The sequence below is a fragment of the Isoptericola maris genome, assembly GCF_048065335.1.
In the GTDB taxonomy this organism is placed as follows: Bacteria; Actinomycetota; Actinomycetes; order Actinomycetales; family Cellulomonadaceae; genus Isoptericola; species Isoptericola rhizosphaerae.
The window spans coordinates 1-11,583 of the sequence record NZ_JBLUNY010000013.1; the positions used below are offsets into that span (position 1 = coordinate 1).

Below are 11,583 nucleotides of genomic sequence, written 5' to 3' on the forward strand. Positions count from 1 at the left end.
CCGGCACGCTCGATGCGTTGCTGGGTCAGGAGCGGCGCGTCACCCGCAGCTCACCGGTCCAGCCGGGACCTGTCCCGACCCGGTCGGCCGCGAGCCGGCCGGTCCGCGCGAACTCCGCCCAGGCGGCCCGCAGGTCGCGGCCTGCCTCGACGAGCGTCCGGGCCCCCGCCGGTCCGATGACCGGTGCTTCGGCCCACCGGTCGGGGTTCGGGAACAGCAGGCCGAGCTCGACGGCGTGCGTGGCGCCCATCGGGGCGTCGACCGGGCGGGTCGTGAGCTCGGCGGCGACGACGGCGGCACCGGCGTCGGCCATGTCCTTCGCGAAGGCCTTGCACCCCGTGCGGAACAGCGTGTCGGTGACCTTCCGGCACACGAACCACGCCAGCAGCCTGCCGACGACGGGCTTGTCGCGCAGCGCCCTGCCCCGGGGGTCGAGCTGGACGAACGTCTCGCCCTCCTGGGAGGTCCAGGTCACCATCAGCTCCAGCCCCGGTGCCCGGCGACGCCACGTCGCGAGGAGCTCGTCCTCCGGCGGCAGGGGAGCGCGGCCGTACTCCGGCGCGAACGGCATCCCGGCGCGGTCGTTCATCCCGGCGACCGCGGCGGCGGCGCGGCGCTGCGCGTCCAGCACGTCGTCGACCGGGCCGTCCGCGTCGAGCGTCGCGGCGGACCGGCACATGCGCTCGTGGATCTCCGCGCGCCCGCCGCGGATGCCCAGGGGCGTGCTCTGCAGGATCGCGCGGCGGAACAGGCCCTCGGTGCCGTCGGCGCCGAGGACGTGGGCGAGCAGGTCCGCGCCGGCGGACTGCCCGCACGCCGTCACCTGCGTGGGGTCGCCGCCGAACGCGCCGATGTGGTCGCGGACCCAGCGCAGCGCCGTGATGACGTCGAGCAGGCCGAGGTTCGCCGGGCGCGGGGGCGGGCCGCTCTCGTGCTCGTCACCCGTGCCGCCGTCGTCCCCGAAGAAGCCGAGCGCCCCGAGGCGGAAGGTCACGTTGACGACGACGAGGCCGTGCTCGCGCACGAGTGTCGACGGGTCGTAACCGGGCAGGTCGCCGGCCCCGGAGACGTACGCGCCGCCGTGCACCCACACGAGCACGGGTGCGGGGCCGTCGAGCCGGGCGGGGCGGGTGACGGTCAGGCGCAGGCAGTCCTCGCTGAAGGTGGCGTCGGCGAGCTGCGGACCGTAGATCTCGTCGGCGGGGCTGGGTGGCTGCGGGCAGGCGATCAGCGTCTGCTGGAGGCCGGCCGACTCGTCCGGGTCCGGCGGGACCGGCGTCGGCGGCTCGAACCGCCGCGCGCGGGCGTAGCGGACGTTGCGGACCCGGAGGACGTCGCCGTCGCGCACCACGGGGAAGGCGCCGAGCGAGGTCTCGAGGCGCTGGGGAGTGTCGGGGCCCGCGGGGGCGTCGCGGTCGGTCTCGGTCATCGGCGTCCTCCTCGACGGCGTGGCCGCAGCCTAGCAAACCGACCGGATGGTATGTAGCCGGCGTTGGTCACGATCGGCTCCCGATGCCGGCCGGTGCGTTGACTTCCCGAGCGGGCGACTGTTGATATATGGACTCATCACCATATTTCCGGAGGAACACGTGACGCAGCAGGACGGACCGGCAGCCACGGCAGGCGGCGCCCCACCGAGACCCCGGTACCGCGGCCGGCACCTGCCGATGGTGGCCGTCGTCGTCGCCGCGACCATCGCCACGGCGCTGGCCTACAGCGGCATGGTCCTGTTCGGGCTGGAAGTCGCGCACATGGCCCCCCTGGAGGCCTACGCCCTGGCCGGCTTCCTCGAGGTCAGCCTGGTCGCCGTCGCGCTCATGGCGCGCAACGCCGCGCTCGAGGGGCGGCCCTACGGCGTCCTGCTCACGCTGACGTGGGTGCTGTCCGGGACCTCCGGTGTGTTCGCGGCCCTCCACGAGGTCGCCGTCCCCACCGCCAGCACGCCGTACATGGTCGTGTTCCGGTTCGTGCCGCCGTTGGTCGCCGCCCTGATGTGGCACCTCGCGCTCGTCGGGGAGCGCCACCTGGTCACCGGGCACACCCTCGACGAACGCCGGCGCGAGCACCGGGTGCACCAGTACGTCACCGCCCTCGAGCTGTGGCGCGACGCGCGGCTCGACAGCCCGGGCAGCCGCCGTGGTGCGAACAAGGTGCGTGCGGCGCACGAGCGCCAGCGTGCGGCCCGCGACCGTGCCCTGAAGCTGCTCACGGTCGAGGACTTCGAGCGCCGCATGCAGGTGTGGGTCGAACGGCTCGAGGCCGCCGAGCGGCACGGCAACCGCCTGGACTCGATCGGCGCCGACTCGGTCAAGCGGGGCACCGCGCGCGGCACCGTCCCTGTCCAGGTGCCCGAGGCGCACGTCTCCCTCGCGGCGACGCCCTCGCTCGCCGCTCCGGCCGCGGAGCGGGCCTCGTCGGAACGTCCGGGGGGCGGGACAGAGGCGTTCGCCGAGACGTTCGCCGAGGCGCTCGAGGAGGCGCCGGCGGAGCGGGTCACGGAGGAGGCGCCGGCGGAACGCACCGCGGTCACGGAGGAGGCGGCGTCGGCCGGACCGGCGGCGGCGGCGTCGGCGGAGCCGGCCCCTGTCGACCCCGGGCCTGCCGCGCCGTCGCGCGTGCCGCAGCCGGCCGAGCCGCTCCCCGAGACGGGCCACACCCGGCGGGTCGAGATGTTCGACCTGGTCGGCCGTCCCGCAGCACCGGTGCCCTCCGACGGGCCTGGTTGGGCCCCGGTGCGGGACGAGACGCCGGGGGAGGAGTCGGCCGAGCCGAGCGCCGAGGAGGACACCACCGTCACGGACGGCCCCACCAGCGAGCGCGACCGTCGCATCGTCGAGCTCGCCCGGCAGGGCCTGTCGCAGCGCAAGATCGCCGAGGAGCTGTCCACCTCGCGGTCGATCGTCGGTCGGGTCGTCCGTCGCTACCGCGACCAGCGGCCCGAGCGGGCCACGTCGGAGCGGGAGCTGGAGACCGCCTCCGCCTGACCTCGCACGAACGTCTCTGCCCGTCCCGAATCAGGCCGTGACAAGGGACGGACAGAGACGCTCGTGCGGGCGTCGGGCGGTCAGGCCCGGGTGAACGTCCCGCCGAACGCCGTCCACGACTCCGGGGCCAGACGCACCGTCGTCGTCCCGCCCGCGGAGCCGACGACGGCGTCCGCCACGTCGACGGCCGACCAGCACGCCTCCGCGACCTTGGCCGCGTGCTCGGGTCCGTGCACGGCGACCTCGTGGTCGGCGAGCATCCGGTGCCCCTCGGTGAGCGACAGCGACGCGCCGACGTGCGCCAGGTCGACCTCGACGGCCTGCGGGGACCGGTTCGTCAGGAACAGGCCGAGCGCGCCGTCGTCGACCGTCGCGGCGGCGGTCACCAGGGGCGCCGCGCCGTGCCGCTCGGTCCGGACGTCGGGTGCGTCCACGCGGACGTCGAGGGCCGTGCCCCGGGCGAGGCGCGCCGTCGTCGCGAAGGGGTAGAACGTGGGCTGGCGCCAGGCCTCGCCGCCGGGCTCGGTCATGATCGGCGCGATCACGTTGACGAGCTGGGCGAGCGCGGCGACGGGGACGCGGTCGGCGTGGTTGAGCAGGGTCACGAGCAGGTCGCCGACGACGACGGCGTCGAGCGCCGAGTACACGTCCTCGATGATGCGCGGGGCGTCGCGCTGGATCGGCAGGTTCGTCTCGCCGGGGAAGCGTGTCTCGAGGTACCAGACGTTCCACTCGTCGAACGAGATGGTGATCTTCTTCTCGGAGCGCCGCTCCGCCCCGACGGCGTCGGCGGAGGCGACCACGCGGTCGATGAACCGGTCCATGGCGGTCCCGGAGGCGAGGAACGAGCCGCGGTCGCCGTCGTGCTCCTCGTAGTAGGCGTGCATGGAGACGTGGTCGACCAGGTCGTAGGTGTACGACAGGACGGTGCGCTCCCACTCGCCGAAGGTCGGCATCTGCATGGACGACGACCCGCACACGACCAGGGAGATCGAGGGGTCGACGAGCTTCATGGCCTTGCCGGCCTCGGCGGCGAGCTTGCCGTACTCGTGGGCGTCCTTGTGGCCGATCTGCCACGGTCCGTCCATCTCGTTGCCGAGGCACCAGAGCCTGACCCCGTAGGGCTCGGTCCGGCCGTTGGCGATGCGCAGGTCGGCCCAGCGGGTGCCGGCGTCGCCGTTGCAGTACTCCACGAGCGCGGCGGCGGCCTCGACGCCGCGCGTGCCGAGGTTGACGGCCATCATCGGTTCGATGCCCTCGCGCTCGGCCCACTGCAGGAACTCGTCGGTGCCCACGAGGTTGGGCTCGACCGTGCGCCAGGCCAGGTCGAGGAACGGCTTGCGCTCCTCGACGGGACCGACGGCGTCCTCCCACACGTAGTTGGAGACGAAGTTGCCGCCGGGGTAGCGCACCATCGAGACGCCGAGCTCATGGGTGAGGTCCGCGACGTCGCGCCGGAACCCGTGCTCGTCGGCGGCGGTGTGGCCGGGCTCGAAGATGCCGGTGTAGACGGCGCGGCCCAGGTGCTCGACGAACGAGCCGAACAGGCGGCGGTCGACGACCCCGCGGCGGAAGTCGGGGTGCAGGGTGATGCGGGCGTCAGCCATGGTTCTCGGTGTTCCTCTGCGGACGGAGCGGGATGTACCGCCATCGGTTACAACGATGTAGAGTGAACCACGACGCGCACGTCCGGCACCAGTCGGCCCGCCCGTGTCCTACGCTGTGTGCGTCGATCAGGAGGAGAGTCACGTGGCAGTGACCATGCACGATGTCGCGGTCCGTGCCGGGGTGTCGATCAAGACGGTCTCGAACGTCGTCAACGGCTACCCGCACATCCGGCCCGAGACGCGCCGTCGAGTCGAGGAAGCGATCGACACGCTCGGCTACCGCCTCAACACGACCGCGCGCAACCTGCGCACCCGTCGCACCGACATGATCACGCTCGCCGTGCCGGAGCTGTCCCTGCCCTACTTCGCCGAGCTGGCCGACCGGGTCATCCGCGCCGCGGAGGAGCAGTCGCTCACCGTGCTCATCGAGCAGACGGGCGGGTCCCGCGAGCGCGAGGTGGACGTCCTGACGGGCAAGCGGCGCCAGCTCACGGACGGTCTCATCTTCTCGCCGCTGGAGCTCTCCCAGGCGGACGTCGGACTGTTCGACGTCGACTTCCCGCTCGTGATCCTCGGTGAGCGGGTGTTCGACGCCCCGGCCGACCACGTCACCATGAACAACGTCGCGGCGGCCCGGGCGGCCACCGTGCACCTCGCCGCCCTGGGCCGCCGGCGGATCGCCGTGGTCGGTGCGCACGAGGGGGAGGAGCTCGGCTCCGCGGCGCTGCGCACCGAGGGGTACAAGCAGGGGCTCGCCGAGGCGGGCCTGCCCTTCGACCCGGCCCTGGTCGGCGAGGCCGGGCTCTGGCACCGGTCGACCGGCTCGGAGACGATGGGCCGGATGCTCGACGCAGGGGTCCACGTCGACGCGGTCTTCGCGCTCAACGACGCGATGGCGCTCGGTGCCCTGCACGCCCTGCACGCGCGCGACCTCGACGTCCCGGGCGACGTCGCGCTCATCGGCTTCGACGACGTCGACGACGTGCGCTACTCGGTGCCCACGATCAGCTCGGTCGACCCGGGCAGCGCGCAGATCGCCCGCACCGCCGTCGACCTGCTCGTGGAACAGATCGCCGGTCCGTCCGACCGGGCCTACCGCCGGGTGGTGCCCACCTCGCGGCTCGTCGGACGGGAGTCCACGGGCGACGTGGCCGAGGGGGCACCCGAGCGGATCGTGGCCGAGCTCGACGGCGGCGTCGAGACGATCGCGACGGACGCTCTCGGCCGCACGGCCTAGCGCCCCGGCGACCGGCTCGCGACGACCGGGGACGTCACACCGCGGGCTCGCCGGACCCGGCGCGGAACGTGTCACGCCGCAGCGCCGCCGCGGTCTCGCGCAGACCGTCGAGCGCGGCGGAGCCCGTGTGCGCCGGCCACGCGAGGACGGTCGTCACCATAGGGGCGTCGGTCACCGGAACCGCGGCGTGCTCCGGCCACTGCCACGCCCGGCTGGAGGCGGGGATGACCAGGAGCGTCCGCCCCAGCGCCACCAGCTGCGCGAGCTGTGCCTGCGACCGCACCTCCGGACCGGGCCCGTCGGGGTAGGTGCCGTTCAGCCGCGGCCACCGTGCCATCGGCAGGTCCGGGACGTCCACGACGTCGGACATGGTCACCCGGTGCCGGGCGGCGAGGGGATGGGCAGCGGGCACGATCGCCACCTGACCCTCCGTCAGCAGGTCCTGAGTGTCGAGTCCCGCGAGATCGTCGACCGGGCGGTGCATCAGCGCCACGTCGGCCGCCCCCCGTCGAAGGATCCCCGCCTGCTCGCCCAGCTCGCAGAGCTCGACGCGCACCGGCACGGCGTCCCGCGAGCGCCCGTGCGCGTCGAGCAGGCCCTGCAGCAGCGCGTGGGAGGCCCCCGCCTTGGTCACGAGCGTGATCGTCGGCGCGGGGTCCGCGGCGCGCCGGGTACGCCGCGCCGCCGCCTCGACGGCGGACAGCGCCAGTCGTGCCTCCCGGTGCAGCACCTCGCCGGCCTCCGTGAGTGCGACGCCCCGCCGGTCCCGGTCGAAGAGCCGGACCCCGAGCCGCCGCTCCAGCTGCCGGACCGCCCGTGACAGCGGAGGCTGGGCGATCCCCAGCCGCTCGGCCGCCCGCCCGAAGTGCAGGAGGTCGGCGACCGCCGTGAAGTAGCGCAGCTCGCGCGTCTCGATGCCGTCCACGACCCGAGCATAGGCACTCATACCTGGCGGGTATCACCGCGGACCCGATCGGTCTTGGACGGGACCCACCGGCACCCCGCAGCATCGATCGCATGACCGAGAAGAAGACCGCGCTCGTCACGGGCGCGAACAAGGGAATCGGGTTCGCCGTCGCCGGAGGCCTCGGTGCCGAGGGATTCCGCGTCGCCGTCGGCGCGCGGGACGACGCGCGACGGGAGACCGCCGTCGCAAAGCTGCGTGCGGACGGGGCCGACGCGTTCGGCGTCGCGCTCGACGTCACCTCCGCCGAGAGCGTCGACGCCGCGGCACGGGCGATCGAGGCCGAGGCGGGACGGCTGGACGTCCTCGTCAACAACGCCGGGATCGCCGGGCGGTACGACGACGGGGCCCAGGACCCGACGACGCTCGACCTGGAGGTGCTGCGCACCGTGCTGGACACGAACGTCCTCGGTGTCGTGCGCGTGACCAACGCGATGCTGCCCCTGCTCGACAGGTCCGGTTCGCCGCGGATCGTCAACATGTCCAGCGACATGGGCTCGCTGGAGCTGCACACGGGGCCGATCCTGACGGCGTACGCGTCGTCGAAGACGATGCTCAACGCCCTGACGGTCCAGTACGCACGCCGGCTGGCCGGCACGAAGATCGTCGTCAACGCCGCCTGCCCCGGCTACGTCGCGACCGACTTCACCGGCCACGACGGCCCGCGCACGCCCGAGCAGGGCGCCAGGGTCGCGATCCGGCTGGCCACCCTGCCGGACGACGGTCCCCGCGGCGGGTTCTTCAACGAGGCCGGCCCCGTCCCCTGGTGACGCAGGGACGGGCCGTCGTCAGGCCCCGAGGTCGACGTCGAGCCGCTCCAGCCGCTCGGTGACGAGGCGGCCGGTGGCCCAGAGGGCGAAGGACGTGCCCAGCAGCACGGCGACGACCGGCAGGAACGTCCAGGCGATCCACACCACGAGCAGCACCACGAGCACGGCGGCGCTCGTGGCGGGCCCCAGCAGCGGCGCGAGCAGCAGGAAACGCCAGGTCTCCCCGAACGGCCGCTCGTAGCGCAGCACCACCCGGGGCCAGTAAGCGAGCACGACGGCGGTCCAGACCAGCACGAGCACCAGCCCGCCGAGCAGCACGGCGCGCACCGGCCCGGTCATCAGCGTGATCGCCGCCCCGTCGAACCACAGCAGGGCGGCGACCACCCACAGCGGCGCGAACAGGACGTTGGCACGCCGGAAGCCCGACCGCCACGTGCGCCAGAAGGTGCGCCACGGCGTCGGTTCGTGGGTCATCCGGCTCGTGACGGCGCTCGCGGCGTGCAGCGCCGGCCCGGCCCCGAGCAGGACACCACCCGCCAGCGTCCCGAGCAGGACCATGACGTTGACCTCGACGAGCAGCGTCACCCAGCGCAGCGCGAGCATGACGCCGCCGGCCCAGCCGGGCACCTCCGCGTCGGCGACCTGCGCACGTGCCTGCGCGCGCGCGTCGTCGACGGGGCGGTGTCCCGGGGAGGGGCGGTCCGAGGTCACGGGGTTCCTTCGTCGAGGCGGGTGCCGAGCACCACCCGGCCCGCGTCGTCGAGCGCGGTGAGGACCAGGGCGGAGCGCCGGCGGACGGCGTCCCACCCAGGATGCACGACGGCGGAGACCTGCGTGCTGTCGTCGGCCCGCCACGCGAAGCGGCCCCGGCCGAGGGCCCGGACCTCGTGGCGCTCGCCCAGCGGTCGCACGGTGCCGTGCTGGACGCCGACGGGGTCGGTGCCGGGCTCGAGCACCTCCCAGCTCCCGGCGAGCACCGCCGGGTCGGCCGGCCAGCGGGACTGGTCGTCCGTCTCGCGGCGGGCGCCCGCCCACGGCTGCGGGCTGACCAGGGGCCAGCCGTCGTGCGTCCAGACCAGGCGCCGCACCTGCAGGCGGTGCTCGCCGGGGGCGTCGGCGTCGCGGACGTGGTGGACGAACGTCTGGCGGGTGCCGCCGTCCGGCAGGGGCTCGGTGAGGACCGAGCCGTGGCCGGGCGCGAGGATGCCGGGGCCGCCCGCCAGACGGTGCCCGGCCAGCACCGGGACGCCGACGGACCACGGTGCGGCGTCCACGTCGGTCATCGCCCGGCCGGTCCGGTCGCGGAACGGGCCCTCGACGGCCGGGCCGACGGCGGCACGGACGTGGTAGCTGGAGGCGAGCGAGTCGTACGAGACCAGCAGCGCCCACCCGCCTCCGGGACGGGGCAGCACGAACGCGCCCTCGACGGCGCCGTTGTCGGCGTGTGGCGACCGGCGGGCCACGAGCGTCCCCGGCCGGTCGGTGAGCCGGCCGGGCACCGCGGATCCCGCCGCCTCCGCGGCGACCAGTCCTGTGCCGGGGTCGATCGGCAGCACGTGGATCCCGCCGAAGAACGACCCGTACACGAGCCACTGCCGCGAGCCGTCGGTGACGACGTTCGCGTCGATGGCGTTGGGGTGCCCGGTGCCCGCCGGTGGGGCGTGGTGCCGGGAGGCGACGACGATCCCGACGTCCTGCCAGGGCCCGGCGGGGTGCGGCGCGGTCGCCAGCCCGATGGCGGAGCGGCGCGAGCCGAAGGACGACGCCGAGTAGTACATGCGCCAGCCGTCCCCGGACGGCGCCCGCACCACGTCGGGTGCCCACAGCCCTTCCGCGCCCGCCCAGTCCGCGGCGGGGGCAGGGACGCCGTCGAGCGCCCAGCCGTGGAACGTCCAGTCCACGAGGTCGTCGGAGCGGCGGACCTGTACACCGGCGCGGATCGGACCGTCGTAGCGGGCGTCGGTGGAGAAGCACCAGTAGGTGCCGTCGTCGTCCCGGACGATCGTGGGGTCGTGGACGTGCTGCCCGCCCCAGGAGGCGGTGACGGCCGGGCCGTCGGCCGTGCGGAGCTCGGTCATGTCAGCCCTTGGAACCCGTCAGCGCGATCGACTCGATGATCTGGCGCTGGAACACCAGGAACACCGCGAGGATCGGCAGGAGCGCCACGAACGAGGCCGCCATGATGAGCGGGTAGTCGCGTTGCGTCGCGTACTGGACGTTCATGTTCGCGATGACGACCTGGAGGGTCTGCTTCTCCGGCGTGTTCAGGTACAGGATCGGTGCGAGGTAGTCGTTCCAGACCACCATGAACCAGAGGATGAACTGTGCGGCCACGGCCGGGCGGATGATGGGCATGATCATCCGCCAGAAGATCTGCCAGTAGGACGCCCCGTCGATCTTCGCGGCCTCGACCAACGAGTTCGGCACGCTCTCGAGGTACTGCCGCAGGAAGAAGATCATGACGATGTTCCCGAAGATCGCGGGGACGATCAGCGGCAGGAGCGTGTCGACCCAGCCGATCTTCGCGAACATGACGAACTGCGGGATCATGATCGTCGGGAACGGGATCATGATGCCGGTCAGCAGGCCGATGAAGATCGCGTTGCGGTAGGGCAGGCGCATCTTCGCCAGCGAGAACGCCGCCAGCGAGCACGTGAACGTGCCGATGATCGTCACGGTGAACGCGACGATGGCCGAGTTCTTGAACCCGGACAGCACGAGGGAGTCCTGCCACATGCGCACGTAGGTGTCCCACTGCAGGACCTCGGGGATCCACACGGGGGGCAGGGCGAAGACCTCGACCTGGGTCTTCAGGGAGGTCGTGACCATCCACAGCAGCGGGGCGATCATGAAGGCCGCGCCGGCCGCCAGGATGATCCAGACGATGACGTCGGTGATGCGGGAGCGCGCGGTGCGGCTCAGCTGGTTCTTGTCCTTCGAGGTGCTCATGTCTGCTCCTGACCTCAGTCGATGACGAAGCTGCTGCGCTTGTTCAGCCGGAACTGGATGAGCGTGATGATGAAGATGAGGATCCCCAGCACGATCGCCATGGCGGTGGCGTAGCCCATCTGCTGGTACTGGAAGGCCTGGCGCCAGATGTGGTAGACGGCCGACGCCGTCGAGTACTCGGGCCCGCCGCCCGGGGTCATGATCTGGATCTCGGTGAAGATCATGGCGCCCTGGATGATGTTGGTGACCACCAGGAAGAAGGTCACCGGCTGGACCATCGGCAGGGTGATGGTGCGGAACCGCTGCCAGGCTCCCGCGCCGTCGAGCTCGGCCGCCTCGTACAGCGACCGGGGCACGGACTGGATGGCTGCCAGGTAGAGCAGCATCGAGTACCCGAGCCCCTTCCAGACGGCCATCATGATGATCGCGGGCTTGGACCAGGTGGCGTCGGCCAGCCAGTTCGGCCCCTCGATCCCGAAGAACCCGAGGAACTGGTTCACCAGGCCGAAGTCGCCGTTGTACGCCCACTGCCACAGGATCGCGATGGCGGCGAGGGAGGAGATCACGGGGATGTAGTAGATGGTGCGGAAGGCCGTGAGCCCCACGAGCTTGCGGTTCATCGCGATGGCGAGCGCCAGGGACAGCGCCAGGCCGATCGGGATGCCGATCATGTAGAAGAACGTGTTGAACAGCGAGAGCTGGAACCGCTGGTCGCCGAGCAGGGCGACGTAGTTGTCCAGCCCGATGAACCGCATCGGACCGAGCCCGTTCCACCGGGTGAACGACGCGTAGAGCGCGAAGAGCACCGGGTAGAGGATGAAGAGCAGGTAGCCGAGCACCGGGATCGCCACGAACAGCAGCGCCCACTTCTTCTCGCTGCGGTGCAGCCGCGACGACCCGTCGCTCAACGGGGGTTTCTTGCGGTTCGCGGCCTGCTGCCGCGCGGCCGCGGGCAGACTGGTGGGGGCCGGTGTCGTGGCGGAGGTCATCGCAGACTCCTTCGTCCAGGGGTGCGGAGACGGGGGGGGGGGGGGGGGCCCCCCCCCCCGCCCCCCCCCCCGGGGGGGGGGGG

Annotated in this window: 10 protein-coding genes; 3 read left to right on the forward strand and 7 right to left on the reverse strand. The window is 72.9% G+C overall.

What is annotated here, in order from left to right; genetic code table 11:
* Positions 1-25 precede the first annotated feature (25 nt).
* Positions 26-1,429 (reverse strand): carboxylesterase family protein, encoded by a 1,404-nt coding sequence (locus ACH5HR_RS15580; RefSeq protein ID WP_416478709.1) that lies wholly within the window; start codon positions 1,427-1,429, stop codon positions 26-28.
* A 160-nt stretch (positions 1,430-1,589) separates the two neighbouring features.
* Here ACH5HR_RS15580 and ACH5HR_RS15585 point away from each other — a divergent pair, with 160 nt between their 5' ends.
* Positions 1,590-2,984: a helix-turn-helix domain-containing protein gene (locus tag ACH5HR_RS15585; protein ID WP_416478710.1), complete on the forward strand. Its 1,395-nt coding sequence runs from the start codon at positions 1,590-1,592 to the stop codon at positions 2,982-2,984.
* 80 nt (positions 2,985-3,064) lie between these two features.
* Here ACH5HR_RS15585 and arfA read toward each other — a convergent pair whose 3' ends face one another.
* Positions 3,065-4,591, reverse strand: a complete 1,527-nt coding sequence (gene arfA / locus ACH5HR_RS15590; protein ID WP_416478711.1) for an arabinosylfuranosidase ArfA — start codon at positions 4,589-4,591, stop codon at positions 3,065-3,067.
* Between the two features lie 142 nt (positions 4,592-4,733).
* Between arfA and ACH5HR_RS15595 the strand changes: the two genes are divergently transcribed.
* Entirely contained in the window at positions 4,734-5,828 is a 1,095-nt protein-coding gene (locus ACH5HR_RS15595; RefSeq protein WP_416478712.1) for a LacI family DNA-binding transcriptional regulator, read from the forward strand.
* Positions 5,829-5,862: 34 nt separating this feature from the next.
* On the opposite strand, the gene ACH5HR_RS15600 is transcribed toward ACH5HR_RS15595, so the two are convergent.
* On the reverse strand, positions 5,863-6,753 hold the full coding sequence (locus ACH5HR_RS15600; protein WP_416478714.1) for a LysR family transcriptional regulator: 891 nt from the start codon (positions 6,751-6,753) through the stop codon (positions 5,863-5,865).
* A 92-nt stretch (positions 6,754-6,845) separates the two neighbouring features.
* Between ACH5HR_RS15600 and ACH5HR_RS15605 the strand changes: the two genes are divergently transcribed.
* Positions 6,846-7,562, forward strand: a complete 717-nt coding sequence (locus ACH5HR_RS15605) for an SDR family oxidoreductase (protein ID WP_402372242.1) — start codon at positions 6,846-6,848, stop codon at positions 7,560-7,562.
* A gap of 18 nt (positions 7,563-7,580) precedes the next feature.
* Here the strand turns inward: ACH5HR_RS15605 and ACH5HR_RS15610 are convergent, their stop codons facing one another.
* Genes ACH5HR_RS15610 through ACH5HR_RS15625 form a run of 4 tightly spaced genes read right to left on the reverse strand, consistent with a single transcriptional unit; the run spans position 7,581 to position 11,500 of the window.
* Positions 7,581-8,273 (reverse strand): YesL family protein, encoded by a 693-nt coding sequence (locus ACH5HR_RS15610; protein WP_402372240.1) that lies wholly within the window; start codon positions 8,271-8,273, stop codon positions 7,581-7,583.
* Positions 8,270-9,640, reverse strand: coding sequence for an arabinan endo-1,5-alpha-L-arabinosidase (locus ACH5HR_RS15615; protein ID WP_402372239.1), 1,371 nt, complete (start codon positions 9,638-9,640; stop codon positions 8,270-8,272). The genes ACH5HR_RS15610 and ACH5HR_RS15615 overlap by 4 nt, the downstream gene beginning before the upstream one ends.
* Before the next feature lies 1 nt (position 9,641).
* Positions 9,642-10,511: a carbohydrate ABC transporter permease gene (locus tag ACH5HR_RS15620; RefSeq protein WP_402372238.1), complete on the reverse strand. Its 870-nt coding sequence runs from the start codon at positions 10,509-10,511 to the stop codon at positions 9,642-9,644.
* A gap of 14 nt (positions 10,512-10,525) precedes the next feature.
* The gene (locus tag ACH5HR_RS15625; RefSeq protein ID WP_416478715.1) at positions 10,526-11,500 is read right to left on the reverse strand and encodes a carbohydrate ABC transporter permease; all 975 of its coding nucleotides are present in this window, start codon (positions 11,498-11,500) and stop codon (positions 10,526-10,528) included.
* Positions 11,501-11,583 lie beyond the last annotated feature (83 nt).

What these genes read in the sequence shown, in the direction of transcription:
- ACH5HR_RS15580 (WP_416478709.1), bottom strand. Translation starts at nt 1,429, where the DNA reads ATGACCGAGACCGACCGCGACGCCCCCGCGGGCCCCGACACTCCCCAG.
- arfA (WP_416478711.1), bottom strand. Translation starts at nt 4,591, where the DNA reads ATGGCTGACGCCCGCATCACCCTGCACCCCGACTTCCGCCGCGGGGTC.
- ACH5HR_RS15605 (WP_402372242.1), top strand. Translation starts at nt 6,846, where the DNA reads ATGACCGAGAAGAAGACCGCGCTCGTCACGGGCGCGAACAAGGGAATC.
- ACH5HR_RS15615 (WP_402372239.1), bottom strand. Translation starts at nt 9,640, where the DNA reads ATGACCGAGCTCCGCACGGCCGACGGCCCGGCCGTCACCGCCTCCTGG.
- ACH5HR_RS15620 (WP_402372238.1), bottom strand. Translation starts at nt 10,511, where the DNA reads ATGAGCACCTCGAAGGACAAGAACCAGCTGAGCCGCACCGCGCGCTCC.
- ACH5HR_RS15625 (WP_416478715.1), bottom strand. Translation starts at nt 11,500, where the DNA reads ATGACCTCCGCCACGACACCGGCCCCCACCAGTCTGCCCGCGGCCGCG.